Genomic DNA, 25,918 nt, shown 5'->3' with positions numbered 1-25,918 from the left:
CGCGCACGCACGTGCCGCGGACGACCGCCGGTGCAGGCCGTACGCCGACGGCGCCACGGCGCACGCTGGACCGCGGGCTTGCGCGACCAGACCGTCATGTCTGGCGCTGCCGCCGCTGCTGCTGCCGCCCGGCGCCTGTCAGGCCTGGGAAGCGGGTCGGCGCGCCAGCAACTGCTGCCGCGCGCGCGCGAACTCGTTGGCGATCAGGGCCACTGCCACGGCAGGGCGTTCCAGCGACTTCTCGCGTGACGCCAGCTCGACCCGCTTCGCCGCGGCCGACAGCGACATCGCACCGAGGTTGGCGCTGGAGGACTTCAGCGAATGCGCGGCATCGCGCAGGGCTTCGTAATCCGGGCCTCCGGCCGCGTGTTCGAGCGCCCGGATCAGTCGCGGCGTGTCCTCAAGGAACACATCGACCAGGCGGTCGACTTCCTCGCCCAGCATCGCCTGCAGGTCGTCCAGGATCTCGGGATCGAGCACCACGGCGAGCGGCCGCCTGGGTGGCTCGGTGTGGGAGTGTGCCGGCGAGGCAGACGAGGCCGTACTTGCGGACGAGGCCGTCGGCGCGGACGCGGCGCGCGGGGGCGTCGCAGCAGGCGCGGCGGGCTGCTGCGTCGCGACGGGAGCACGCGGGAAGGGCGGGGTGGCTGCCGGCCGCGACGGCGCGGACGGCCCGGCTGCGGCTGGCGGGCCTGCGGTTACAGCGCCGGCACGGGCCGATGCCGATGCGCCCGGCGTCGGTGACGATGCCGGCGTCACGGCCGGTGTCTGCGCGCTCACCGAAGCCCCCGGCGCGTCTGACGTGCCGGACGCTGCATCCGCGATAAAGGAGGGTGCCGGTACCTCCCGGGGGGGGGGCGACGCCGGTCGGACCGCCGCGCCCGCGGGCTGGCCCGCGACCGAAGTCCGCGCCTCGAGGCGTGCGCCGGGGCCTTCTCCACCTGCTTCAATCGCAGTCGGTGCAGGCGCGGGTGCTGGTGCAGGTGGGGGCGCAGATACAGGCGCAGGTGCGGGCACAGGCCCGTCGAACGTGGGCAACCCCAGCAGCTGCGGATCCAGCGACGTCGGCGCTGCCGGCGCCGGGGCGTCCGCACCGCCGACCAGGTCGGCGAACTCGGCCGGCACGCTGATCTGGTCCGGATCCCACCAGCGGTGCAGGCAGCGTTCGAGCTCGCTCCGCGTGACCGGCTTGGGCAGGTAGTCGTCCATCCCGGCGTCGAGGCACTTCTGGCGGTCGCCGGCCATGGCATTGGCGGTCATGGCGATGATCGGCAGGCGGCGACCGTCGCCGCCGGCGGCCTCGTTGTCGCGCCAGCGCTGGGTGGCGGTGTAGCCGTCCATCACCGGCATCTGGCAGTCCATCAATACGATGTCGTAGCGCGAGGCCGACATGCGCAGCAGCGCGGCCTCGCCGTTGCTGGCGGTATCGCAGGTGATGCCGAGCACGCCGAGCAGGCGCTGGCCGACCATCAGGTTGACCGGGTTGTCCTCGACCAGCAGCACCCGCGGCTTGCGCACCGCGAACTTGTCCAGGTTGACCGCCGGCGCCGGTGGCGGTGAAACAGCGGCGCCAGCCGCGCGATCATCGGCGACGTCGGTCGCGGGTGCCTCGGACGTAGCGGTTTCGAACAGCGCCGCACGCAGGTCCGGATCCGGCGCTTGGCGGCTGAGCAGGGTCACGCTGCGCTGCAGCTCGTCGGCCACCGGGTCGTCGCCGTACAGGCACACCAGGCGCAGGTCGCCGTACACGGCCTGGCGGCCGAGATTGCGATGCAGCGCGAGCGCCGTGTTGCGCATGCCCGCCAGGTCCGCGAGCACGATCGAGTAGGCCCACGGCGGGCCCTGGTTGGCGGCGTTGCGCAGCCGGTCCAGCGCTTCCTGCGTGGTCTCCACCGAGGTCACGCGCAGGCCCCAGTTGGGCAGCAGCATGCTCAGGCGCAGGCGCAGGCGCGGATCCGCGCTCAGCAGCAGCAGGCGTCCATCCTGCGGGGTCTTGTCTTCGGCTTGCATGTCGCCCTGCACCTTGAGCAGCGGGATTTCGAACCAGAACGTGGCGCCATGCCCGGTCTCGGACTCCACGCCGATGCGCCCGCCCATCAGTTCGACGATGCGGCGCGAGATCGCCAGCCCCAGCCCGGTGCCGCCGTACAGCCGGGTCGTCGACGCATCGGCCTGGCTGAAGGCCTGGAACAGCCGCGACTGGGCCGCCTGCGAGATGCCGATCCCGGTGTCGCGCACCTCGAAACGCAACTGGTGCTGGGACGCGGTCTCGCCGGTCCTGCGCAGCGAGACGGTGATCGAGCCGCGTTCGGTGAACTTCACCGCGTTGCTGACCAGGTTGCCCAGCACCTGGCGCAGCCGCACCGGGTCGCCGCGCACCGGCAGGCGCACGCCGGGGTCGAGCTGCATGTGCAGGCGCAGGCCCTTGCTCTGCGCGGGCCGCTCCATCAGCTGCAGCACGCCCTCGAGCAGCTCGCGCAGGTTGAAGCCGGTGGTCTCCAGTTCCAGCCGGTCGGCCTCGAGCTTGGAGTAGTCGAGGATGTCGTCGACGATCCGCAGCATCTGCTGCGACGACAGGTAGGCGGTGCGCACGAGTTCCGCGTGGTCGGCGGCGAGCCGCGCGTGCATCAGCAGGTCGAGCATCGGCACGATGCCGTTGAGCGGCGTGCGGATCTCGTGGCTCATGGTGGCCAGGAACTCCCCCTTGGCCATCACCGCCGATTCGGCCGCCTGCTTGGCCAGGCGCAGTTCCTGCTCGAGCTGTGCGTGGCGTTCGAGTTCGCGCTGCAGTTCGCCCAGCAGCTGTTCGTCGCGCTGCGTGCGCTCCTGCGCATCGGCCAGTTCCCGCTCGCGCGAGCGGATGTTGTAGAAAACCGCGATCGAGGCGAAAACCGCCAGCAGCGCCAGCACCAGGGCGAAGCCCTGCCACGGCCCTTCCATGCCCAGCACGTGCAGGGCCATGGTGACCGCCGCGCCGCCGGCGGCGCCGAGGGTGAACCAGCGCAGCATCGCGCTGGACGGGCGTGCATTGCTGATCATCGCCATCGGCGGGCCCTAGAGCACCGAGTTCTGGAAGTCGAATTCGAGTTCGCCGGCCGGCCGCTGCACCAGGTTGCCCTGGATGAAGTCGACCCCGGTCATCCACAGCGTCGCGGCCGACTGCGCATCCTCGACCTGCTGGCCGATCACCTGCAGGCCCAGGCGGTGGGCATGGTCGATCGCACTGCGCATCTCGTCGCGGATCGCGGCTTCGTGCAGCTGGCTGGAGTACAGCGCGGCCAGGCGTACGTAGCCCAGCGGTAGCTGCCCGATCAGGGCGTTGGCCTCGGTGCCGAAACGGTACTGGCTCAGGCACAGCTGGACGCCTGCCTGGACCATGTCGCGGCAGAATTCCTGCAGCGACAGCGCGTGCACGAGGGCGTCCTCCTGGCGTACGTCGATCACCAGCGACTCGCCGTCCACGCCGGCCTCGGCCAGCGACTGCAGCAGCCACTGCGCATGGCCCGGATGCGAGAGCGTGGCCGGCGACTGGGTCACGAACAGGCGCAGGGCCCGGTTTTCCTGGCGCTGGCGGCGCAGGGCGCCGATCGCGATCTCCAGCACCCGGCGATCGACCTCCAGGATCGCGCCGATCCGCGCGGCCGCGGCCAGCACCTGGCCGGCGCCGTATTCGGTGCCGCGCGCGTCGCGCAGGCGCAGCAGCACCTGGTACTGGGCGTCGTTGCCCCCGGCGACGGCGACGATCGGCTGGAACGCGGTCTGCAGGCCGCCGGACGCGAGCGCGTCGCGCAGGCTGCGCGACAGGTCGGACAGGGTCTGGTCCTCCACCGACACCGGGCGCTCCCAGGCGGCGACGGCGTGGGTGTGGCTGCGCGCGGCGCGCAGCGCTTCCTCGGCCGCGGTCAGCGCAGCGCCGGGATCGTCGAATCCCTGCGCCAGGTCGGCATAACCGACCACGGTCCGCAGCCGGACACGCTCCTCGCCCACGCGGAAGGCATGCTCGCCCAGGCCGTCGCGCAGCTGCCGCGCCAGCGGCGCCAGCGCGTCGGGTGCCAGCCCCGTGGCCAGCACCAGGAACGTGTTGTCGTTCAGGCGTGCGGCCGCATGCGGCTCGGCCACCTCGCCCAGGCGGCGCCCCGCATCGGTCAGCAACGCCTCGAGCGCGGCATAGCCAAAGCGGTCGCGCAGCGCGGCGATGCCGGCGATCTCGACGAAGAAGGTCGCGCCGTCGCGCGCACCCGGCACCGAGGTCGACAGCAGCTGCAGCATCTGTGGCCGCGTGCGCAGGCCGGTGGCCGGATGGCGATGGGTGGCCGCGGCCGGCGACTGCAGCGCGCGGGCGCGCACGATCCGGTTCTGCACCGCCGAGATCAGGTGCTTGGGTCGCACCGGCTTGCGCAGGAAATCGTCGGCGCCCAGGTCGAGCGCCTCGAACCGGCGCTCGGGATCCTCGTCGCCGGTGAGGAACACGATCGGCACGGTCGCGAAGTCGGCGTGGGCGCGGATCAAAGCGGTCAGTTCGGCGCCGTCCAGTCCCGGCATGTGCAGGTCCATCAGCACCAGGTCGGGGCGCAGCTGCTCCATCGCCGCCATCACCTCGCTGGTGACCGAGGCCACCTGCGACTGCATGCCGGCCCCGTTGAGCACGCTCTCGGCGAACAGCGCCTGGCTGGGATCGTCCTCGACGATCAGCACCCGCCAGGGCGTCGCGTCCTGGCCCGCGGCGGCCTGCGTCGCGGTGGGCGACGCCACGGGCGGGGGCGGGCTGTCGTCGGGCGCGGGATCGACCCGCGGAAGGACGGGCGCGGCCGCATCCTCGCACCAGCGGCGCCAGAAACCGGTCGGCGGGAATTCGGCGCGTTGGCGGTCGTCGGCGTCAGACACCGCCGGAACCTTGCCGCAAACCACGTGCGCCGGCAACCGCGCTCGGCGCGCGACGCAACAGCCGATGAAGCGAGGAGTCTGCCTGCGCAGCCACGCGAGTCATTCCATGTCCCCCTGATGCCGGCATTATCGCGCAACGCGGCCCGACGACTATTGCACGGCAAAGCCGTCGGCGCGCGGCCATGCGGCCGCTACTCTCCGATCTGCGCGCCGGAAGTGTGACCGCCGGCTCAACCGCTGGTGGCGGGCCGCGGCGCGCGCCGGAACAGTCGCCGCCACACCCACCACAGCAGCAGCAACAGGCCCACGCCGATCGCGACCACGATCGCGAGCACCAGCCACGGATACGACCACGCCAGGCCGAGCGCGCCGACCACCACCACGTCCTCGGTCGCCGAGGCGGTCCAGTTGCTGACCGGCTCGGGCGAGGTGTTGAGCAGCATGCGCGAACCGGCCTTGACCGCATGGCTGGTGAACGCCACGCCGGCGCCCGCGGCCAGCATGCCGGCCCCGAGTTCGCCATCGGGCGACAGAGCGGCGGCGGCCAGGAACGCGCCGGCCGGCACCCGTGCCAGGGTCTGCAGCAGATCCCAGGCCGAGTCGACGCCGGGAATCTTGTCGGCCAGGAATTCGGCCACCGCCAGCACGCCCGACACGCCCAGCACCCAGGGCGAGGCGGTGGCCTCCAGCGCCGGCGGCAGGTCGAGCCAGCCCATCGCGCCGGCCAGCCCGACGCCGAACACGGTCAGGTAGGCGCGGATCCCCGCCAGCCAGGCCAGCAGCACGCCGACGGCGAACAGGTGGGCTTCGGACATGGAGGCCTCCTCGCAGGCCGGATGGCGGCTGAACGTTGCGACGGACCCGGGGCCCGACCACCGGGAGTATAGGCAAGGGCGCCTTGACGCAGGCGCGAGCGCCTCGCTATACCGGCGGGATGACGGACCCCTCTCCACGCCCGCCGGGCGAGACCGCACCGGCGACCGCGTCCCCCGCGCCGTCCGCTTCGCCCGGACATGGCGCACCGGCCCCGACGTCGCCGGCCGGCTACGCCGTGCTGGGCCTGTTCGCGGCCGCGATGCTGTTCGGCCTGTGGGGCGTGTGGACCGCCCTGGTCGCCACGGGCGGGGCGTCGCGCGGCGACCTTGCGCAGGCGCAGGCGCGGGTGGACGCGCTGGAGCAGCAGGTCGCCACCCTGACCCGCTCCGACCAGATCAGCCGCGACGCCAACCGCGACCTGCAGGGCGCGCTGGCCGAGCGCGACGAGGAAATCTCGGCCCTGCGCGCCGACGTCGCCTTCTACGAACGCTTCGTCGGTTCCACCGCGCAGCGGCGCGGACTCGCGGTGCACGAACTGGTGCTCACCCCGCAGGCCGGCCAGGCCTGGCACTACACCGCCACCCTGACCCAGAACCTGAACCGCGGCGCCGTCAGCAGCGGGCGTCTGACGCTGGAGGTGGAAGGCAGCCGCGACGGCAAGCTCGAGCGGCTGGACTGGGCGGCGCTGCGTCAGGAGGACGACGCCCCGGGGGTGGAGTACTCGTTCAAGTACTTCCAGCAGGTCGAGGGGGAGGTGATGCTGCCGGCGGGCTTCCAGCCGCTGCGGATCACCGCGCGCCTGGCCCCGTCCTCGGGCGCGGCGGTCGAGCAGACCCTGCCCTGGAGCGAGGCCGCCCGCACCACGCCCGCCGGCTGAAGCGCCCTCGCGCGCAGTCGTGGCGCTTGAAGTCGCCGCGTGCGCCCCCCATCCTGAGCGCATGTCCACGCCCGCCCCCGACTACCTCTCGCTCCAGCGCCCGCTGGATTTCACCCCCGCGGCCGCGGGCAAGGTGCGCGAGCTGATCGCCGAAGAGGGCAACCCGGCGCTCAAGCTGCGCGTCTACATCCAAGGCGGCGGTTGCTCGGGGTTCCAGTACGGATTCGAGTTCGACGAGCAGCAGGCCGAGGACGACCTGGCCGTGACCACCGACGGTGTCACGCTGGTGGTCGACCCGCTCAGCCTGCAGTACCTGATGGGCGCCGCGGTCGACTACACCGAGAGCCTGCACGGCGCGCAGTTCACCATCCGCAACCCGAACGCGAAATCGACCTGCGGCTGCGGGTCGTCGTTCACCGTCTGAGCCCGATGCCCGGCGCGATCCCGCCGTTCGCCTTCGTCGAGGGCGCGCTCGACCGCGCCGAATTCATGCGCAGCGACGCGGCCCGTCTCGACGGACTGTGGCCGCAGGCGCGCCTGCTGCGGCTCGACGCCGACGGCCGGGCGCTGGCCGGTCCCGACGGCAGTGCGCCCGATGACCTCGGCGCGGCGTACCCGGGCCTGCGCCCGGAGGCCGTGCTGCTGGGGGTCGAGAGCGGTCGCGCCTGGTTCGCCGCGGTGGACGCGTCCGTCGGGGCGGCGACAGCGCGCGTCGATCTGCGCACAGCCGCGGCCGACTGGCCCGTGCGCGAAGCCACCGCCTTCGCCCAGGCGCGCGCCGTGCTGCACTGGCGCGCGCGACATCGCCACTGCGGGGCGTGCGGCCAGCCGCTGCGGTTCGAGCGCGCGGGGTGGCTGGGCCGCTGCGACGCCTGCGCAATCGAGCACTATCCGCGCACCGACCCGGCGGTGATCGTCGCGGTGAGCGACGGTGCCCGGCTGCTGCTTGGGCGCCAGGCCGGGTGGCCACCGCGTCGCTATTCGACCCTGGCCGGCTTCGTCGAGCCGGGCGAGACGCTGGAACAGACGGTGATGCGCGAGGTGTTCGAGGAATCGGCGGTGCGGGTGCGCCGCTGCCGTTACCTGGCCTCGCAGCCGTGGCCGTTCCCGTCGTCGCTGATGCTCGGCTTCGTCGCAGAGGCCGAACCGGACGAGCCGCGGCCCAGCGATGCCGAACTCGAGGACGCGCGCTGGTTCACGCGCGAAGAAGTCGGTGCCGCGCTGCGTGGCGAAACCCGCGATTCGGGCCTGCTGCTGTCGCCGCGGCTGTCGATCTCGCGCTGGCTGGTGGAGCGCTGGCATGCGGGCGAAAGCGCCTAGAATCGCGCCATGTTCGCCACCCTGCTCGCGGTCGTGGTCGCCCTGGTGCTGGGGCACGTCGCGCGCGAGCTGACCGCGGTCCTGCGTGAACATGGCTGGTATCGCGCCTGGCTCGGCTGGCTGGATGCGCGCATCGGCGCCAGCGCGGCGTGGCGTGGCCGGTTCGGCATCGTGCTGGCGATCGCGCCCTGGCTGCTGCTGGTCGCGCTGGTGCAATGGTGGCTGCACGACGTGTCCTTCGGCCTGCCCTGGCTGCTGTTCGCGGTGCTGGTGCTGTTCCACGCGTGGGGGCCACGCGACCTTGATCGCGACGTCGAGGCGATCCTCGCCGCGCCCGATGCCGACGCCCGGCGCGCGGCCGCAGCCCGACTGTGGCCGGAGGGCCGCCGGGAGCAGGCCGGGCTGCGTCCGTCGGCGCTGGTCGGCGGGGTATTCGAGGCGGCGCTGCGGCGCTGGTTCGGCGTGCTGTTCTGGTTCGTGCTGCTGGGGCCGGTCGGTGCGTTGGGGTACCGCCTGTGCGCGATCACCGCCGAGGACGCGATCGCGGCGCGACTGCCGGCCGCACTGGTGGCTGGTGCGCGGGCGCTGCTGGATGTGCTCGACTGGCTGCCGGCCCAGCTGGCGACGCTGGCACTGGCGCTGGTGGGCGACTTCGACGTGGTGGTCGGCGCCTGGAAGGAGGCGGGCGGCGCGTCGCTGCGACCCGATCCCGGCTTCCTGGCCGCCGCGGGCCGCGCGGGCGTGCGCAGCGAACTCGCGGACGAGGCCGAGGACTACGCCGTGTCCGGCGTCGCCCCGGGCACGGCGCTGGTGCACACGCTCGGTCCGCTGCCGGAACTGCGCGACGCGATGAGCCTGGCCTGGCGTGCACTGCTGCTGTGGCTCGCCGTCATCGCCCTGTTCGTCATCGGAGGATGGGTGAGCTGACGCGCTTGCGAGGCACTGCCTCGCGCGTCAGCGAACGCCCGCACACGGATGTGCGGGCCGGGGTGTCCGGAGGCCGCGCACTTCCGCCATGGACGGCATCGCGCCAAAGATCACGCCCGCCGCATGCCGCGCAGCGTCAGCGAACGCCCGCACAAGGATGTGCGGGCCGGGGTGTCCGGAGGCCACGCACTCCCACCACGGACGGCATCGCGCCAAAGACCACGCCCGCGGCACGGCCTCGCGCGCCAGCGAACGCGAACGCCTTATTCCGCGCTCCCGCGCAAGGCCCGCACCCGCGCCTCCAGCTGCTCCGCGGTCACCATCGGATCGCCGACCGGCGCATCCGCGACGACCCCCACGTGCGCGCGGAACCTCCGCGGCACGCGCATGCGCCCGATCCGGGAATCGCGCCGGCTCCACATGCTGCTCCACATCCCGCGCAGCGCCATGGGCACCACCGGCACCGGGCGCCCGGCCTCGGCTGCACGGCGCAGGATGCGTTCGACGCCCGACTTGAACGGCGCGATGCTCCCATCCTTCGTCAGCGCGCCTTCGGGGAAGATGCACACCAGCTCGCCCTCGGCCAGCGCCGCGTCGATGGTGTCGAACGCGCGCTGCATCAGCGCCGGGTCCTCGCGTGCGCCGGCGATCGGGATCGCGCGCGCGGTGCGGAAGATCCAGCGCATCACCGGCACGTTGAAGATGCGGTGGTACATCACGAAGCGCACCGGGCGCGGGATGGTGGCGCCCAGGATCAGCGCGTCCATGTAGCTGACGTGGTTGCACACCAGCAGCGCCGGGCCTTCGTCCGGGACGTGTTTCTCGATGCCGTGCAGCTCCAGGCGGTACAGCGTGCGCACCATCAGCCAGCTGACGAAGCGCATGAAGAACTCGGGCACGATGCTGAAGATCCAGATCGCGACCAGTGCATTGGCGATGGCCAGCGCCAGGAACAGCTGCGGGATCGACCAGCCCAGCAGCTGCTGCAAGGCGATGCCGATCATCGCCGCGGCGACGATGAACGCAGCGTTCTGGATGTTCATGCCGGCGATCACCCGCGCCAGCTCGGCGCGCGGCGTGCGACTCTGGATCAGCGCGAACAGCGGCACCACGAAGAAACCGGTGAACAGGCCGATGCCGGTGAGGTCGAGGATGATCCGCCAGCTGCCCGGCGCGCCTGCGAACTGCGCCACCGACAGACCGGCCGCCAGCGCCTGGCCCGGGCGCGCGAAGTACAGATCGAGCATGAAGGCGCTGACGCCGAATGCGCCCAGCGGCACCAGGCCGATCTCGACCGTGCGCCCCGAGAGTTTCTCGCACAGCAGCGAGCCCGCGCCGACGCCGATCGAGAACAGCGCCAGGGCGAAGATGTACAGCGCCTGGGTGCCGCCCAGGTTGGTCTCGGCGTACATCGGCAGCTGCGCGGTGAGCACGGTGCCGATGAACCAGAACCACGACACGCCCAGCACCGCGTTGCGCACCGCCGGCTGGCGCCGGGTGAGCTTCCAGATGCGCAGCGACTCACGCGCCACGTTCCAGCTCACCGCCAGGCCCGGTTCGCCCGCATCCACGCGCGGGATGCGGCGCGCGACCAGGTTGCCGGCGATCGCCAGCACGATGATCGACACCGCGGCCACGTACGGCCCGGCGGCGCCGGCGAGCAGGAAGATCGAGCCGCCGAAGATCATGCCCAGCAGGATCGAGATCGAGGTGCCCATCTCGACCAGGCCGTTGCCGCCGGTCAGTTCCTCCGGCCGCAGCACCGAAGGCAGGATCGAGTACTTCACCGGTCCGAACAGGGTCGACTGCAGCCCGGTGCAGAACAGCGCCACCAGCAGCAGCGGCATGTTCTGCAGCACGAAGCCGACCGCGGCCAGCGACATGATCGCGATCTCCATCGCCGTGGTGATCACGATCAGGCGCTGTTTCTCGAGCTTCTCCGCGATCTGTCCGGCAGTGGCCGAGAACAGGAAGTAGGGCAGGATGAAGATCGCCGGTGCGAGCTGGGTGTACAGCGCGCGGGTGTCGGCCGAGAGCGTGCCGGCGAGCGCCATCGCGCCGAGCAGGCCGATGATCGCCTGGCGGTAGACGTTGTCGTTGAACGCGCCCAGCGCCTGCACCGTGAAGTAGGGCAGGAAGCGGCGCTGGCGCAGCAGGTCGAACTGCGAGTGGTGGTCGGTGACGGGTGGCTCGGGGACGTGCGCCATGCGGCCTCCAGCGGGACGCGGCGAGTGTAGCCGCTGGCGCGTGCGCGGCGTCACCGCGCTGGCCGCGTCGCGCGAGGCGCGCCCGGTGGTCGCGTCCACGTGCACCGGCACCGGCTGCGGTCGCGCTCCGTCGCATCAACGGGCCACGCTGGCGCGCACGGTGCGGAGCGCGCGAAGGGCGCCGCGCGCGACGGCCGGGACGGACGCACCGTTCCGTCCGCCGTGGCCGCGGCGATGCGGGCGATTGCTAGAGTGTCCGCAGGCCCCCGGCCGCCAGGAGTCGCGCCATGGACAAGCCGCTGATGCCCGCCGCCTTCCTCGGCCACGGCAGCCCGATGAACGCGCTCGAGCGCAACCGCTACACCGAGGCCTGGCGCGCGTTCGGTGCCTCGGTGCCGCGCCCGCGCGCGATCCTCGCAGTATCGGCGCACTGGTACACCAGCGTGCTCGCCGTCACGGCGATGCCGCGGCCGCGCACCATCCACGACTTCTTCGGCTTCCCGCAGGCGCTGTTCGACGTGCAGTACCCCGCGCCCGGCCTGCCCGGGCTGGTGGAAGAGGTGGCGGACCTGGCGCAACCTGACCGGGTCGGCGCCGACGTCGACAGCTGGGGCATCGACCACGGCACCTGGTCGGTGCTGGTGCACGCGTTTCCGGACGCCGACATACCGGTGGTGCAGCTGTCGATCGACACCCGCAAGCCGGTCGACTGGCATCTCGCGCTGGGCGCGAAGCTGGCCGCGCTGCGCGCGCGCGGCGTGCTGGTGCTGGGCAGCGGCAACGTGGTCCACAACCTGCGCGCGATCGACTGGCAGCAGCCGGACGGCGCGTTCGACTGGTCGCGCCGCTTCGACGAACGCGCGCGCGAACTGATGCTCGAGCGCCCGCACGAGGTGCCGTCGCTGCAGTCGCATCCGGACTACCGTCTGGCGGTGCCCACGCCCGACCATTTCCTGCCGCTGCTCTACGTCGCAGGGCTGGCGGCCGCCTCCGGCAGGCCCGCGGACACGCTGGTGGACGGCTACGCCTACGGCTCGCTGTCGATGACCTCGTACGCGCTCGACGCGCGCTGCCCGTCCGGCGCGGCGAATCGCGACGGCGCCGCGCCGATCGACAGCCGCCTGCCGCCCGAAGACGCGAACGTCTGATCCTGTCCACGACCGATGCCGGACCCTGCATGACCCACCTGTTCTCGCCGCTCGACCTTGGCCCGCTGCGGCTGCCCAACCGCATCGTGGTCGCGCCGATGTGCCAGTACTCGTCGATCGATGGCGAGGCCTGCGACTGGCACACGCAGCACTGGGCGACGCTGGCGCTCTCCGGTGCGGGGCTGGTGATCGCGGAAGCGACCGCGGTCGAGCCGCGCGGCCGCATCAGCTGGGCCGATCTCGGCCTCTGGGACGACGCCACCGAAACGGCGTTCGCGCGCTCGCTGGCCACCGTGCGACGCTGGTCGCCGACGCGCATGGGCGTGCAGCTCGCGCATGCAGGACGCAAGGCCTCCACGCACCGCCCCTGGGAGCACGGTGGCGCGCCGATCGCGCCGGGGCAGCCGAACGGCTGGCAGACCGTCGCCCCCTCTGCACTGGCCTACGACGATGGCCAGCCGCTGCCCGAGGCGCTCGACGGCGCCGGCATCGACGCCATCGTCGAGGCGTTCGTCGCCAGCGCCCGCCGCGCGGCGCGTCTGGGCCTGGACCTGATCGAACTGCATGCCGCGCACGGCTACCTGCTGCACCAGTTCCTCTCGCCGCTGTCGAACCGTCGCGCCGACGCGTACGGCGGCGGCCTCGAGCACCGCATGCGGCTGGTGCTGCGCGTGTTCGACGCGGTGGCGGCGGCACTGCCGGCGTCGATGGCGCTGGGCGTGCGCATCTCGGCCACCGACTGGGTGGAGGGCGGCTGGGACTTGGCGCAGAGCATCGCCCTGGCGCAGGCGCTGGACGCACGCGGCTGCCACTACCTGCATGTCAGCAGCGGCGGCCTGCATCCGGCGCAGCGGATCGCGGCCGGGCCCGGTTACCAGGTGCCGTTCGCCGAGGCCATCCGGTCCGAAGTCGACATGCCGGTCGTCGCGGTGGGACTGATCACCGAACCGCAGCAGGCCGAGGCGATCCTCGCCGAAGGTCGTGGGGACGCGGTCGCACTGGCGCGCGCGATGCTCTACGACCCGCGCTGGCCGTGGCATGCGGCCGCGGAACTGGGCGCGCAGGTCGCGGCGCCGCCGCAGTACCTGCGCAGCGCGCCGCGCGGGCACGGCGAGTCGCTGCTGGCGGCCACCGGCAGCGCGGGCTGACGGCTCAGCCGGCGTCGCGTTCGCGCGCGATCGCGCGCCATCCGATGTCGCTGCGGTGGAAGGCATTGGCCCAGCGGATGCGGTCGACGCCCGCGTAGGCAGCGCGCTGAGCATCCGCCACGGTGTCGCCCAGCGCCGTCACGCACAGCACGCGACCTCCGGCGCTGACGACGCACCCCGCCGCGTCCAGCGCGGTGCCCGCATGGAACACCTTGGCCTCGATCGGAACGGTGTCGAGGCCTTCGATGACATCGCCGGTGATCGGCGTGTCCGGATATGGCCGCGCCGCCATCACCACGCCCAGTGAAGGACGCGGGTTCCATTGCGCCTGCGCCTGGTGCAGCCGGCCTCCGATCGCCGCTTCGATCAGGTCCAGCAGGTCGGACTGGAGGCGCAGCATCACCGGCTGCGTTTCCGGATCTCCGAAGCGCACGTTGAACTCGATCACCTTCGGCGCCCCGGTCCTGTCGATCATCAGGCCGGCGTAGAGGAAGCCGGTGAACGGCATGCCGTCCGCGGCCATGCCGGCCACGGTGGGCTGCACCACCTCGCGCATCACCCGCGCGTGCACCTCGGGCGTCACCACCGGCGCGGGCGAGTACGCGCCCATGCCGCCGGTGTTGGGGCCGGTGTCGCCGTCGCCGACACGCTTGTGGTCCTGCGAGGTCGCCATGGGCAGCGCGGTCGTGCCGTCGACCATGCTGATGAAGCTGGCTTCCTCGCCGTCCAGGAACTCCTCGATCACGACCCGCGCGCCGGCGTCGCCGAAGGCGTTGCCCGACAGCATGTCGCGCACCGCGGCCTCGGCCTCGGCCAGCGTCATCGCCACGATCACGCCCTTGCCGGCCGCCAGGCCATCGGCCTTGACCACGATCGGCGCGCCTTTCTCACGCAGGTACGCGAGCGCGGCATCGACGTCGGTATGCACTTCGTAGAACGCGGTCGGGATGCCGTGGCGATGCAGGAAATCCTTGGCGAAGGCCTTGCTGCCTTCCAGCTGCGCGGCGGCGGCGGTCGGGCCGAAGATGCGCAGGCCGGCGTCGCGGAAGCGGTCGACCACGCCGGCCACCAGCGGCACCTCGGGCCCGACCACGGTCAGCGCCACGCCCTCGTCGCGGGCCAGGTGCAGCAGCCCGTCGAGATCGTCCGCGCGCACCGCCGCGTTGCGGCATTTCGCCTCGGTCGCGGTGCCGGCGTTGCCGGGCGCCACGATCACTTCGTCCACGCGCGGCGACTGCGCCAGCTTCCACGCCAGCGCATGTTCCCGGCCGCCCGAGCCGATGACCAGTACTTTCATGAGGAGTCCTTGCAGGATCTGGCCAGCCGGCGCGCCTTGAGGCTGTCGAGCACGACGGCGGCCAGGGTGAGCACGGTGAGCGGGATGACCACGTAGGTCATGCCGAAGCGGAAGTCGGCGAGCGCGGCGTGGCGCGCGGCGGCGAGCAGCAGGTAGGCGGTGTAGGCGACGTAGTAGCCGACGAACACGGCGCCTTCCCAGCGCTGGATGCAGTGGCCGGTGAAGAAGATCGGCAGGCACGCGACCGCGACCGCGGTCATCACCGGCAGGTCGAAGCGCAGCGCCACCGGGCTCACCGGGACGCCGTCGGCGGCGATCAGCGCGGTCGCGCCCAGCACCAGCAGCAGGTTGAAGATGCAGCTGCCGACGATGTTGCCCACCGCCAGGTCGCGCTCGCCGCGCAGCGCGGCCAGGACCGAGGTCGCGATTTCCGGCAGCGAGGTGCCGATCGCCACCACCGTCAGGCCGATGATCAGCTCGCTCAGGCCCAGCGACGTGGCCATCTCCGTGGCGGCGCGCACCAGCAGCCGTGCGCCGCCCACCAGCATCGCCAGTCCCACCGCCATCAGGACGCACTGGCGCAACAGCCCCGGCTTCGCGGAGGCACCGTCGTCGAGTCCCGAGGGCTCGGGCACCTGCTCCGGGCTGCGCCGCGCCAGCCGCACCAGGAACAGGATGTAGGCGATGGCGCAGGCCAGCAGCACGCCTCCCTCCCAGCGCGCGATGCGGCCATCGAACGCCACCACCAGGCACAGCAGCGAGGCGCCGATCATGATCGGCACGTCCAGCCACACCAGCTGGCGCTGCACGACCAGAGGCGTCACCAGCGCCACCAAACCCAGCACCAGCAGCACGTTGGCGATGTTGCTGCCGACCACGTTGCCGAGCGCGAGGTCGGGCGATCCCGACAGCGCACCGCCGACGCTGATCGCCAGTTCCGGCGCGCTGGTGCCGATCGAGACCACGGTCAGGCCGACGATGATCGGCGCCAGCCCCAGGGCGAGCGCCAGCCGCGATGCGCCGCGCACCAAGGCCTCGGCGCCGAGCAGCAGCAGCCCGAGGCCGGCGACGAACAGCAGCGCGAGCGTCATTCCAGTGCGTCCGCGGTCAGTGGCGGAAGTGCCGCACGCCGGTGAACACCATCGCGATGCCGTGTTCGTCGGCTGCGGCGATCACCTCGGCATCGCGCATCGAGCCGCCCGGCTGGATGACGGCCTTGATCCCGGCTTCGGCCGCGGCGTCGATGCCGTCGCGGAACGGGAAGAACGCGTCGCTGGCCATCACCGAGCCTTCGACCACCAGGTTCGCGTCGGCCGCCTTGATGCCGGCGATGCGCGCCGAGTACACGCGGCTCATCTGTCCCGCGCCCACGCCGATGGTGCGGTGGTCTTTCGCGTAGACGATGGCGTTGGACTTCACGAACTTCGCCACCTTCCACGCGAACAGCAGGTCGTCGAACTGCGCCGTGGTCGGCGCGCGCTTCGTCACCACCTTCAGCTCGTCGCGCGCGACCACGCGGTCGTCGGCGGTCTGCATCAGCATGCCCGAGCCCACGCGCTTGGTATCGATGAAGCCGCGCGACGCCGGTGCCAGCGGAATGCGCAGCACGCGCACGTTGGCCTTCTTCGCGGCGTAGTCGAGCGCGCCGGGTGCGTAGTCGGGTGCGATCAGCACCTCGACGAACTGGCGATCCAGGATCACCTTCGCCGTGGCGGCGTCCAGCGTGCGGTTGAAGGCGATGATGCCGCCGAAGGCGCTGGTGGGGTCGGTGGCGTAGGCCAGCTCGTAGGCGTCGCCGCAGGCCACGCCGACCGCCACGCCGCAGGGATTGGCGTGCTTGACGATCACGCAGGCGGGCGCGTCGAACTGGCGCACGCATTCCCAGGCCGCATCGCTGTCGGCGATGTTGTTGTAGCTCAGCGCCTTGCCCTGCAGCTGCTCGAACGTGGCCAGCGAGCCGGGCGCGGGATGCAGGTCGCGGTAGAACGCCGCCTGCTGGTGCGGATTCTCGCCGTAGCGCAGGTCCATCACCTTGACGAAGCTGCCGTTGGCCTGCGCGGCGAACGCGCCGCGCACGGGCACGTCGCGCGAGGCATCGGTGATGGCCGACAGGTAGTTGCTGATCGCCGCGTCGTACTGGGCCACGCGGTTGAATGCGGCCACCGACAGCGCGAAACGTGTCTTCGCCGACAGCGCGCCGTCGTGCGCGTCCAGCTCCGCCAGCAGCGACGCGTACTGCGCCGGATCGGTCGCCACCGCCACGCGCGCGAAGTTCTTCGCCGCCGAGCGCAGCATCGCCGGGCCGCCGATGTCGATGTTCTCGACCGCGTCGGCCAGCGTGCAGTCGGCGCGCGCGGTGACCTGTTCGAACGGGTAGAGGTTGAGCACCAGCAGGTCGATCGCCTCGATGCCGTGCTCGGCCATCACCGCCTCGTCCACGCCGGCGCGGCCCAGCAGGCCACCATGCACCACCGGGTGCAGGGTCTTGACCCGTCCGTCCATCATCTCCGGGAAGCCGGTGGCCTCGGACACGTCGCGCACCGGCAGGCCGGCCTCGCGCAGCGCCTTCGCGGTGCCGCCGGTCGACAGCAGCTCCACGCCGCGTGCGGACAGGGCGCGCGCCAGTTCGACCAGGCCGGTCTTGTCGGACACGGACAGCAGCGCCCGGCGCATGGGCAGGAGGTCGGCGGTCATCGGCACTCGCGGGCGGAAAACGGGGCGAAATTATAGCCGCCGCGCGTCGCGTGCCGGTCAGGCGATGCCGTATTCGCGAAGTTTCTTGCGCAACGTTGCGCGATGGATGCCGAGCATGGTGGCGGCGCGGCTCTGGTTGCCGTCGCAGTGCTCGAGCACCTCAAGGAACAGCGGAATCTCCAGTTCGCGCAGGGCGATCTGGTAGAGGTTGTCGGCATCGCTGCCGTTGAGGTCGCCCAGGTAGCGCCGGATCGAATTGGCGACGTGGTCGCGCAGCGGCGCGCGCGGCGCGCTGCGGACGGTGCTGTCGACGTGTTCGGGGACGTTCAATGGCGGCTCGTGCGACCTGGGCGATGCGGCGCGGCCGGCCATCGCGGGCGGTCGAGTCTAGCGCCATGGGGTCGCATCGGACAATGCGAATTCGACCAATTGCGGAGGCCGCGGCGCCTGCCGGGTGCGTGGCGTCGACCCGTCCGGACGGCGCGGCCTAGTCGCGGAAGTCGAACGCGTAGGACACCGTGGCCGCCGATGGCTCGCGGATGTCCAGCTGGATGTCCCTCGACTGGCCCGCCGCCAGCATCGATGGCGCGCCGTCGGCGAGATAGTCTCCGGGCGCGAACGCGCGTGCGGCGACCGCGCGTCCATCCACGTCCGAGAGCGTCAGCACCAGCTGCGGCCACGCCTGCGGCCAGCGCGCGTCGTTGCGCACGGTGGCGCGCACGCGCAGCGCTCCCGGCACCTGGGGATGCGGGCGCACCTCGCGCGAGACCAGTGCGAACGCGGCGGGCTCCCGCCATGGCGGCAGGCTGCAGCCGACGACGCCACAGGCGGCGTCGACGATCGGGCGCCAGCGTGGATCGGCGGCGAGCCGCGCGCGGTCGGCCAGCAGCACCTGCACGGCGAGCAGAGCCAGCAGCGCAACGATCGCCGCGATCCGCCGGATCCGGCGACGCGGATCGGCGGCGCGGGTGCCGGAGGCCTGGCCGGCAAGGAAGCCGGGGCCCGCCGCTGGTGGCGAGGTGCCGGACGCGCCATGCGGCACCGGTCCTTGCGGGTCGGCGTCGGGCACGGCGACCGCCTGCGCGGGCCCGGCGGGAACGTGTGGCGGCGTCGCTCTGGACGTCGCCGCTCCGGATGGCGGCAGGTCGACCGGCCTGTCTCGCGCCAGGGAAGCGTTAGCGTCCGCGTCGGCCGTCGATGCGGGCGGGTCGTCGGCCGGCGCTGCGGAAGCAGGCGACGCGGCGCCGGAGATCGCGGCTGCGGCGGCGGCGTGCAGGGGCGCGACCGGGCCGGCGGGCGCCTGCGTCGCCGCTTGCGCCGGATCCGGGGCCGGGGACGTGTCCGGTGCAGGGGAGGGGAGCCCGGTCGGGCCGTCCATCCGGGGTGCCGGCGCCGGGCGCAGCAATGCGGACAGGTCCGGCACGGTCTCCACGCGGGGCGCGGGGTCCGGAGTGGGGGCAGGTTCGGCGAACGCGCCGTCCGCCGGCGCGTCCTCGCTGGGCGTCGGCGCGGTCTGCGGCACCGCTGCGGGTGTCGCCACGTCGCTTCGCCGCAGCACGCCCGCGCAGCGCGGACAGCGCTCGGGCGGCAGGTCGGTGGCCGGATCGGTGGCGACCAGCGCGTGGCAGTGCCGGCAGTTGATGAACATGGCGCTATTCAACCACGCAGCCACGGCGCGAAGCCGTGCGTTGGATCACCGCCGGATGCCGTCGATCCTCACCCAGTCGCCGTCGACCGTGACGGCGAGCGCGTCGAACCATTCCGAGTAGCGCTGCACCAGCGCGGCCTGCTGGCCGTCGAGGATCCCCGACAAGGCGATCCGCCCGCCCGGCGCCGTGCGCGCGGCGAGCGTCGGCGCCAACGCATCGAGCGCGGTCGCCAGGATGTTGGCGACCACGACCGGCCACGGACCGTCCGGCGCATCGTCCGGCGCCCATGCGCGCAGATGCGTGTCGAGGCCGTTGCGCGACGCGTTGTCGCGCGTGGCCTGCAGCGCCTGCGGGTCGTTGTCGACCGCATCGGCGCCGGACGCGCCCAGCGCCAGTGCCGCGAGCGCCAGGATGCCGCTGCCGCAACCGAAATCGAGCACCGCCGCGCCGCGCAGCCGGCCCTCGGTGGCCAGTGCGTCGAGCCAGCGCAGGCACAGCGCGGTGGTCGGATGCGTGCCGGAGCCGAAGGCGAGTCCCGGGTCGAGCCGCACCACCGCGGCGTCATCGGTGCGCGCGTCGTCCGGCAGCGCCTGGTCCCAGGGCACGATCCAGGTGCGCGCGCCGAACCGCAGCGGCACGTACTGGTCCATCCACGCGCGTTCCCAGTCCTGGTCGGCGACCTGGCGGAACGCGGCGCCGGACCAGTCGAGCGCGGGATCGAACGCGTCCAGCGCGGCGAGCAGCAGCAGGGCGTCGGCATCGTGCGGGAACAGCGCGCTGAGCGCGACCTCGTCCCACAGCGGCGTTTCGCCGACGCCGGGCTCGAGGATCGCGTGCTCGTCGCTGGTGCCGGCCTCGGCATCGAGCAGGGTCACCGCCAGCGCACCGACGTCCTCCAGCGCGTGCTCGCGGCGTGGCTGTTCGGCCTGGCGGCAGCGGACGGTGAGTTCGAGGAACGGCATCGCCACAGTCTAGCGCCGGCGGCGGGCTCGGCGTCGGCGGCCGCACCTCGAGCGCGGTCGAGGTGCGGCGGAAAACAGCATCGCGGGCCGGTTGATCCCGTTTTTACCCGGCAGGCGTCACAATGGCGATCCGAATCCCCCGACCCGAATGGAGATCGCCGTGGCCTTCACCCTCCCCAAGCTGCCGTACGCCTACGACGCGCTCGAGCCGCACGTCGATGCGCAGACGATGGAAATCCACCACACCAAGCACCACCAGGCCTACATCGACAAGGCCAATGCCGCGCTCGAGGGCACGAAGTGGGCCGACAAGCCGGTCGAGGAGGTCATTGCCGACCTCGACGCGCTGCCCGAGGACAAGCGCGGCCCGCTGCGCAACAACGCCGGCGGCCACGCCAACCATTCGCTGTTCTGGACCGTGATGTCGCCCAAGGGCGGTGGTCAGCCGAACGGCGATGTCGCGAAGCATATCGACAGCGACCTCGGCGGCTTCGACGCGTTCAAGGAAGCCTTCACCAATGCCGCGATCACCCGCTTCGGCAGCGGCTGGGCGTGGCTGTCGGTGGATGCGTCCGGCAAGCTCGCGGTCGAGAGCAGCGCCAACCAGGACAATCCGCTGATGAAGGGCATCGGCTCGGGCAACACCCCGATCCTCGGCCTGGACGTGTGGGAACACGCCTACTACCTGAAGTACCAGAACCGCCGCCCCGACTACATCGCCGCGTTCTACAACGTGATCGACTGGAACGAGGTCGAGCGTCGCTACCAGGAGGCGGTGAAGGGCTGAGTCCCCGCCGCGCCGATGTGCAGATTCCGGCCGCGCGAGCGGCCGGAGTCGTGTCCGGGAGCCGGATGACGGCCCGGTGTTCGCGCTTGCGCTGCGCGCGGATGGCAGGCATCGCGTGTGCACCGGTCCGGTGGAGGCGGCCTCCGCCGTGCGAAACGTCCGATGGACGCGCGATTCCGCCACCTCGCCCCTCGGACGCGCCCGGGTTGCCGCGGGCCGCGCGCCCGGGCCACCATTCGGATGTCCCCGCTCCCGGCTTTCGCCATGGAAATCGCAGACCGCCGCATCGCCACCGTCCATTTCACCCTGCACGACGGGCAGGGCCAGACCCTGGTCTCCACCCATGGCCACGCGCCGCTGGTGTACATGCACGGCACCGGCAGCATCATGCCCGGCCTGGAGCAGGCGCTGGCCGGCAAATCGCCCGGGGACAGCTTCCGGGTGACGATCGCGCCGGAACAGGGGTTCGGACCGCGCCACGACGCGCTGGTCCAGACGCTGCCGCGCGACCGCCTGCAGGTCGCATCGCCGCCCGCGGTGGGCGCGAAGCTGAGCGCGCAGACCGCGCGCGGACCGCTCGAGGTGGTGGTGACGGCGGTCGACGAGGGTCACGTCACCGTGGACGGCAATCATCCGCTCGCCGGGCGCACGGTCGATGCGCTGGTGGAAGTGGTGGACGTGCGCCTGGCCACGCCCGAGGAGCAGCAGTTCGGGCTCGCCTGAACGCACGCGCCGCCTCGGGCGCCCCGCGCGGGCGCAGGGCCTAGAATGGCGCCATGACCGCGCCGACGTCCTCGTTCGCCAACCAGTTGCTGATCGCGCTGCCGACCCTGGCCGACCCGGGTTTCGCGCGCGCGGTCGCGCTGATCTGCCAGCACGACGACGAGGGCGCGATGGGCGTCGTGGTCAACCGCGCATCCGACTACACCCTGGGCGAAGTGCTGCGGCAGATGGACATCGCCTGCGACGATCCGGCCGTGCTCGACCAGCGCGTCCTGGCCGGCGGCCCGGTGCATCCGGAGCGCGGCTTTGTGGTGCACGACGGCGACCACGGCTGGGATTCCACCCTGGCGGTCGCCGACGGCCTGTGGGTCACCACCTCGCGCGACATCCTCGAGGCCATCGCCCGCGGCGAAGGTCCCGGCCACGCCACCATCGCCCTGGGCTGCGCCGGCTGGGGCGCGGGCCAGCTCGAATTCGAGCTGACCGAGAACAGTTGGCTGACCGCGCCGGTGCGCAACGAGATCCTGTTCTCGCTGCCGCTGGACCAGCGCTGGCAGGGGGCGGCGGGCGAGATCGGCGTCGACCTGATGCGCATGGCGGGGCACGTGGGGCACGCATGAACGCGGGGCCCATGCGCGTCGACGGCACCGTGCTCGGGTTCGACGTCGGCGCGCGCCGGATCGGCGTCGCCGTCGGCAGCCCCTACGGTCACGGCGCGCGCGCGCTGGCGGTGATCGACGTGCACGGCGAGCAGATCGACTGGGCCGCGATCGACCGCCTGCACAAGGAGTGGCGCCCGGACGGGCTGGTGGTCGGGGATCCGATGACGCTGGACGGCGGCGACCAGCCGATCCGCGCCCGCGCCCGTGCCTTCGCGGCCGATCTGCAGGCGCGCTACCGCCTGCCGGTGGTGATGGTGGACGAGCGCGCCAGCTCGATCGAGGCGGCGCAGCGGTTCGCGCTCGACCGCGCCGAGGGCCGGCGCCGGCGGCGCGATGCGGCGGCGCTGGATGCGGTCGCCGCGGCGGTGATCGTGGAACGCTGGTTCGCCGCGCCCGGCGACGCGACGGTCCTGTAGGCGTCGCATCTCCGGCATGGCCGTCACCCGGGCACTTGCCGGACAATACCCGCCATGACCGCACAGACCGATGCCCAGGGCCGCCTCCTCCACCTGCTGACGCTCCAGGGCCTGCCGCGCGCGTCCCTCGATGCGCTGCTCGACCGGGCGCAGGCATTCGCGGAGGGCGCGGATGCGCGCCAGTCGCTGGCCGGCATTGCCGTGTGCACGCTGTTCTTCGAGCCGTCGACCCGCACCCGGCTGAGCTTCCAGCGCGCCGCGCAGCGGCTGGGCGCCGACGTGCTGGGCTTCGATGCGGCAACCTCCTCGACCACCAAGGGCGAGAGCGCGTGCGACACGCTCAGGAACATCGAGGCGATGGACGTGCGCGGCTTCGTCGTGCGCCATTCGGGCGACGGTGCGGTGGCCGACCTGGCCGCGGCCGCAGAGGCCGGCACCGCGCTGGTCAACGCCGGCGACGGACGCAGCTCACACCCCACCCAGGGCCTGCTGGACATGCTGACCCTGCGCCAGGCGCTGGGCGCGGACTTCTCCACCCGCCGGTTCCTGATCGTGGGCGACGTGAAGCATTCGCGGGTCGCCCGCTCCGATCTGCACGCGCTGCGCACGCTGGGCGCCGGCCACATCCGCGTGTGCGGACCGGCCGCATTGTTGCCCGACGACGACACGCTGGCCGGCTGCGAGGTGGGGCATGACCTGGACGCCGCGCTCGACGGCGTCGACGCCATCATGATGCTGCGCCTGCAGCGCGAGCGGATGGAGGAAGGGCTGGTCGCCTCGCTGGAGGATTACCACCGCGACTATGGTCTGGACGCCACGCGCCTGCGCCGCGCCGCGCCGGAGGCGGTGGTGCTGCATCCGGGACCGATGAACCGTGGCGTGGAGATCACCGACGCGGTGGCCGACGGAGCGCAGTCGCTGATCCTGCGCCAGGTCGCCAACGGTGTCGCGGTGCGCATGGCCGTGCTCGAGGGCCTGCTGGCGGCGCGCTGACGCCGTGGCGCCGGGCGCGGTCGCGTGCTCCGCCCGTGCGGCCTATTCCTGCCGGAACGCGTTCGCCTGCCGCTGCGCGAACAGCCAGTCCCACAGTTCCGGAGTCGCGTAGGCCGGATCCCAGCTGTTGTGGTTGGCATCGGGGAATTCGGTATAGCGCACGTCGCGCGCGCCCGCGGCGCGGAACGCGGCCTCCAGCCGGCGCGAATAGTCCGGCGGCACCAGGTCGTCCTTCGCGCCATGGAACATCCACACCGGCATGTCGCGCAGACGCTGCGCCACCGCCGCATAGGGATCGGCCTCGTCGGCCACCACGGTGACCGCCATCGTCGTCCGCCGCGGATGCACCAGGCCGCCGCAGACCGGCACCACGGCGGCGAAGCGGTAGGACTGGCGCAGCGCCAGCTCCCACGCGCCATAGCCGCCCATCGACAGCCCGGTCAGGTAGGTGCGGTCCGGATCACCGCCGAACTCGCGCGTGGCCGCGTCGAGCTGGGCGAAGGTGACGTCGACGACCTGGTTCCATTCGCCGTTCTCGGGCACCTGCGGGAACACCACGATCGCGGGGAACGTGTCGGCCTGCCTGCGCACCTGGGGGCCCAGGCCGACCGCGACCTGGCGCTGGTTGTCGTCGCCGCGCTCGCCCGAGCCGTGCAGGAACAGGATCACCGGCGGCTTGTCCGACGCCGCCGCAGGCGCCGGCACGAACACCTGGTAGCGGTGCACCTGCCCGTCCACGCGCAGTTCGCGCTCGACGAACTCGCCGCGCGCGGGACGTTGCGGTGCCGAGCTGCAGGCCGCGAGCAGCGCGGTCATCACCAGCAGCAGTCCGATCCCAATTCGCATCTGTGTTCTCCTGTCGTCATCGCGTCGTCCACCGCAGCCGGGGCCCCCTCACCTGCGGTGGTGGGATGCCCGGACCGTCGCTACCGGATCTTGCGGGCCCGCCCCTTGAGGCCGTGTGACGAGGAGGGCGCGGACGCACCCTCGCGCCCCTGAAGTCACTGCAGCAGGTCACTGCAGCAGGATCACCGTCGCCAGGCCGAGGAAGCTGAAGAACCCGATCACGTCGGTGACGGCCGTCACCACCACCGTGCCCGCCACCGCGGGATCGACGTGCATGCGCTTGAGCAGCAGCGGCAGCAGGACGCCGGCCAGCGCGGCCGAGCAGAAGTTGATCACCAGGGCCGCGGCGATCACCAGCGACAGCGCCCAGGAGCCGAACCACACCAGCGCCACCACACCCACCAGGCCGCCGATCAGCAGGCCGTTGATCAGTGCCACGCGCAACTCCTTCCACAGCAGGATCGAGGCGTTGCTCGCGCCCACCTGGCCCAGCGCGATGCCGCGCACCATCAGCGTCAGGACCTGCACCGCGGCGTTGCCGCCGATGCCGGCGACGATCGGCATCAGCACCGCGAGCGCGACGATCTGCTCGATGGTGGCGTCGAACTGGCCGATCACGCCGGCGGCCAGGAACGCGGTCAGCAGGTTGATGCCCAGCCACACCACGCGCCCGCGCACCGCGCGCCGGATCGGCGAGAACAGGTCCTCGTCCTCGTCCAGACCGGCGGCGCCCAGCGCCTGGTGCTCGGCCTGTTCGCGGATGACGTCGACCACGTCGTCGACCGTGATGCGTCCCAGCAGCACGTTGCCGTCGTCGACCACCGGGGCGGACACCCAGTCGTTGTCCGAGAACTGGCGCGCCACTTCCTCGGCGGAGGCGTCGACGTGCAGCGACTCGAGTTCGTCGTCGATCAGCTGGTTGATCTGGGTGCCCGGTTCGCGTGTCACCAGATCCTGCAGCGAGACCCAGCCGATCAGCTGGTGGCGGCGGTTGACCACGTACAGATGGTCGGTGTGCTCGGGCAGCTCGCCGCGCAGGCGCAGGAAGCGCAGCACCACGTCGACCGTGGTGTCGGCGCGCACCGTCACCACGTCCGGGTTCATCAGGCGCCCGGCGGTGTCCTCGGGATAGGACAGCACCTGCTCGAGGCGTTCGCGGTTGTCGCGATCCATCGAGCGCAGCAGTTCGTCGATCACCGCATCGGGCAGGTCCTCGACCAGGTCGGCGAGGTCGTCGATGTCGAGGTCGGACGCGGCGGCGACCAGTTCGTCCTGGTCCATGTCCGCGATCAGGCTTTCGCGCACCTCGTCGCCGACGTGCACCAGCACCTCGCCGTCGTCCTCGGGATCGACCAGGCCCCACACCACCATGCGCTTGTCGGGCGGCAGCGATTCGAGCAGGTTGCCGATCTCGGCCGGCGCCAGCGTGTTGACCAGGCGCCGCACCGGACCGAGGCGGCCGCTGTCGAGCGCGTCCGACAGCAGTCGCAGCTGGCGCGCGGTCTTGTCGTGGCGGACGGCTTCGGCCATGCGCGGCGGCTCCGTGGGCGAGGGCTTGCCGC

23 protein-coding genes are annotated in these 25,918 nt (G+C 72.3%); 11 read left to right on the top strand and 12 right to left on the bottom strand.

Annotated features, from left to right (window positions below):
* Positions 1–138 precede the first annotated feature (138 nt).
* The 3 genes from QFW81_RS10780 to QFW81_RS10770 form a co-directional block, all read right to left on the bottom strand.
* Positions 139–3,045 (bottom strand): hybrid sensor histidine kinase/response regulator, encoded by a 2,907-nt coding sequence (locus QFW81_RS10780; RefSeq protein ID WP_280578780.1) that lies wholly within the window; start codon positions 3,043–3,045, stop codon positions 139–141.
* A gap of 9 nt (positions 3,046–3,054) precedes the next feature.
* Positions 3,055–4,884: an EAL domain-containing protein gene (locus QFW81_RS10775; RefSeq protein WP_280578779.1), complete on the bottom strand. Its 1,830-nt coding sequence runs from the start codon at positions 4,882–4,884 to the stop codon at positions 3,055–3,057.
* A gap of 230 nt (positions 4,885–5,114) precedes the next feature.
* Positions 5,115–5,699 carry a DUF4126 domain-containing protein gene (locus QFW81_RS10770; RefSeq protein WP_280578778.1) on the bottom strand — a complete coding sequence of 195 codons (585 nt, stop codon included), beginning with the start codon at positions 5,697–5,699 and terminating at the stop codon, positions 5,115–5,117.
* A gap of 236 nt (positions 5,700–5,935) precedes the next feature.
* Here QFW81_RS10770 and QFW81_RS10765 point away from each other — a divergent pair, with 236 nt between their 5' ends.
* The 4 genes from QFW81_RS10765 to ampE all read left to right on the top strand — a co-directional run bounded on the left by QFW81_RS10765 (position 5,936) and on the right by ampE (position 8,824).
* Positions 5,936–6,577, top strand: a complete 642-nt coding sequence (locus QFW81_RS10765) for a DUF6776 family protein (RefSeq protein ID WP_280578777.1) — start codon at positions 5,936–5,938, stop codon at positions 6,575–6,577.
* Positions 6,578–6,638: 61 nt separating this feature from the next.
* On the top strand, positions 6,639–7,001 hold the full coding sequence (erpA, locus tag QFW81_RS10760; RefSeq protein ID WP_280578776.1) for an iron-sulfur cluster insertion protein ErpA: 363 nt from the start codon (positions 6,639–6,641) through the stop codon (positions 6,999–7,001).
* Between the two features lie 5 nt (positions 7,002–7,006).
* Positions 7,007–7,897 carry an NAD(+) diphosphatase gene (gene nudC, locus QFW81_RS10755; protein ID WP_280578775.1) on the top strand — a complete coding sequence of 297 codons (891 nt, stop codon included), beginning with the start codon at positions 7,007–7,009 and terminating at the stop codon, positions 7,895–7,897.
* A 9-nt stretch (positions 7,898–7,906) separates the two neighbouring features.
* The gene (ampE, locus tag QFW81_RS10750) at positions 7,907–8,824 is read left to right on the top strand and encodes a regulatory signaling modulator protein AmpE (protein WP_280578774.1); all 918 of its coding nucleotides are present in this window, start codon (positions 7,907–7,909) and stop codon (positions 8,822–8,824) included.
* Between the two features lie 263 nt (positions 8,825–9,087).
* Here ampE and QFW81_RS10745 read toward each other — a convergent pair whose 3' ends face one another.
* The gene (locus QFW81_RS10745; RefSeq protein WP_280578773.1) at positions 9,088–11,031 is read right to left on the bottom strand and encodes an MFS transporter; all 1,944 of its coding nucleotides are present in this window, start codon (positions 11,029–11,031) and stop codon (positions 9,088–9,090) included.
* 287 nt (positions 11,032–11,318) lie between these two features.
* Between QFW81_RS10745 and ygiD the strand changes: the two genes are divergently transcribed.
* Positions 11,319–12,179 (top strand): 4,5-DOPA-extradiol-dioxygenase, encoded by an 861-nt coding sequence (ygiD, locus tag QFW81_RS10740; RefSeq protein ID WP_280578772.1) that lies wholly within the window; start codon positions 11,319–11,321, stop codon positions 12,177–12,179.
* Between the two features lie 2 nt (positions 12,180–12,181).
* Positions 12,182–13,327 carry an NADH:flavin oxidoreductase/NADH oxidase gene (locus tag QFW81_RS10735; protein ID WP_425604020.1) on the top strand — a complete coding sequence of 382 codons (1,146 nt, stop codon included), beginning with the start codon at positions 12,182–12,184 and terminating at the stop codon, positions 13,325–13,327.
* A gap of 4 nt (positions 13,328–13,331) precedes the next feature.
* On the opposite strand, the gene purD is transcribed toward QFW81_RS10735, so the two are convergent.
* From purD to prmA, 6 genes are all read right to left on the bottom strand, one after another.
* Positions 13,332–14,624 (bottom strand): phosphoribosylamine--glycine ligase, encoded by a 1,293-nt coding sequence (gene purD / locus QFW81_RS10730; RefSeq protein WP_280578770.1) that lies wholly within the window; start codon positions 14,622–14,624, stop codon positions 13,332–13,334.
* Positions 14,621–15,715 carry a calcium/sodium antiporter gene (locus tag QFW81_RS10725; protein ID WP_280578769.1) on the bottom strand — a complete coding sequence of 365 codons (1,095 nt, stop codon included), beginning with the start codon at positions 15,713–15,715 and terminating at the stop codon, positions 14,621–14,623. Before QFW81_RS10725 ends, purD begins: the two co-directional genes overlap by 4 nt.
* 16 nt (positions 15,716–15,731) lie before the next feature.
* A complete protein-coding gene (purH, locus tag QFW81_RS10720) occupies positions 15,732–17,318 on the bottom strand; it encodes a bifunctional phosphoribosylaminoimidazolecarboxamide formyltransferase/IMP cyclohydrolase (RefSeq protein WP_280578768.1) in 1,587 nt (528 codons plus the stop codon).
* 57 nt (positions 17,319–17,375) lie between these two features.
* The gene (fis, locus tag QFW81_RS10715; RefSeq protein WP_280578767.1) at positions 17,376–17,648 is read right to left on the bottom strand and encodes a DNA-binding transcriptional regulator Fis; all 273 of its coding nucleotides are present in this window, start codon (positions 17,646–17,648) and stop codon (positions 17,376–17,378) included.
* 157 nt (positions 17,649–17,805) lie between these two features.
* Positions 17,806–18,966 carry a DUF3426 domain-containing protein gene (locus tag QFW81_RS10710; protein WP_280578766.1) on the bottom strand — a complete coding sequence of 387 codons (1,161 nt, stop codon included), beginning with the start codon at positions 18,964–18,966 and terminating at the stop codon, positions 17,806–17,808.
* Between the two features lie 45 nt (positions 18,967–19,011).
* Positions 19,012–19,929: a 50S ribosomal protein L11 methyltransferase gene (gene prmA, locus QFW81_RS10705; RefSeq protein WP_280578765.1), complete on the bottom strand. Its 918-nt coding sequence runs from the start codon at positions 19,927–19,929 to the stop codon at positions 19,012–19,014.
* Positions 19,930–20,089: 160 nt separating this feature from the next.
* Between prmA and QFW81_RS10700 the strand changes: the two genes are divergently transcribed.
* The 5 genes from QFW81_RS10700 (at position 20,090) to QFW81_RS10680 (ending at position 23,510) form a co-directional block, all read left to right on the top strand.
* Complete coding sequence (locus QFW81_RS10700; protein ID WP_280578764.1) at positions 20,090–20,716, top strand: superoxide dismutase; 627 nt, start codon at positions 20,090–20,092, stop codon at positions 20,714–20,716.
* Between the two features lie 264 nt (positions 20,717–20,980).
* Complete coding sequence (locus QFW81_RS10695; protein ID WP_280578763.1) at positions 20,981–21,439, top strand: FKBP-type peptidyl-prolyl cis-trans isomerase; 459 nt, start codon at positions 20,981–20,983, stop codon at positions 21,437–21,439.
* A gap of 53 nt (positions 21,440–21,492) precedes the next feature.
* Positions 21,493–22,059: a YqgE/AlgH family protein gene (locus QFW81_RS10690; RefSeq protein WP_280578762.1), complete on the top strand. Its 567-nt coding sequence runs from the start codon at positions 21,493–21,495 to the stop codon at positions 22,057–22,059.
* The gene (ruvX, locus tag QFW81_RS10685) at positions 22,056–22,517 is read left to right on the top strand and encodes a Holliday junction resolvase RuvX (RefSeq protein WP_280578761.1); all 462 of its coding nucleotides are present in this window, start codon (positions 22,056–22,058) and stop codon (positions 22,515–22,517) included. Before QFW81_RS10690 ends, ruvX begins: the two co-directional genes overlap by 4 nt.
* 54 nt (positions 22,518–22,571) lie before the next feature.
* Positions 22,572–23,510 carry an aspartate carbamoyltransferase catalytic subunit gene (locus tag QFW81_RS10680; RefSeq protein WP_280578760.1) on the top strand — a complete coding sequence of 313 codons (939 nt, stop codon included), beginning with the start codon at positions 22,572–22,574 and terminating at the stop codon, positions 23,508–23,510.
* Positions 23,511–23,552: 42 nt separating this feature from the next.
* Here the strand turns inward: QFW81_RS10680 and QFW81_RS10675 are convergent, their stop codons facing one another.
* Complete coding sequence (locus QFW81_RS10675) at positions 23,553–24,356, bottom strand: carboxylesterase family protein (protein WP_280578759.1); 804 nt, start codon at positions 24,354–24,356, stop codon at positions 23,553–23,555.
* 168 nt (positions 24,357–24,524) lie between these two features.
* On the bottom strand, positions 24,525–25,886 hold the full coding sequence (gene mgtE, locus QFW81_RS10670; protein WP_280578758.1) for a magnesium transporter: 1,362 nt from the start codon (positions 25,884–25,886) through the stop codon (positions 24,525–24,527).
* Positions 25,887–25,918: the final 32 nt, after the last annotated feature.

The organism is Luteimonas kalidii (genome assembly GCF_029887935.1).
Taxonomy (GTDB): domain Bacteria; phylum Pseudomonadota; class Gammaproteobacteria; order Xanthomonadales; family Xanthomonadaceae; genus Luteimonas; species Luteimonas kalidii.
The sequence above is the reverse complement of the archived record's forward strand: the minus strand, read 5'-3'. Positions and strand labels throughout refer to the sequence as shown.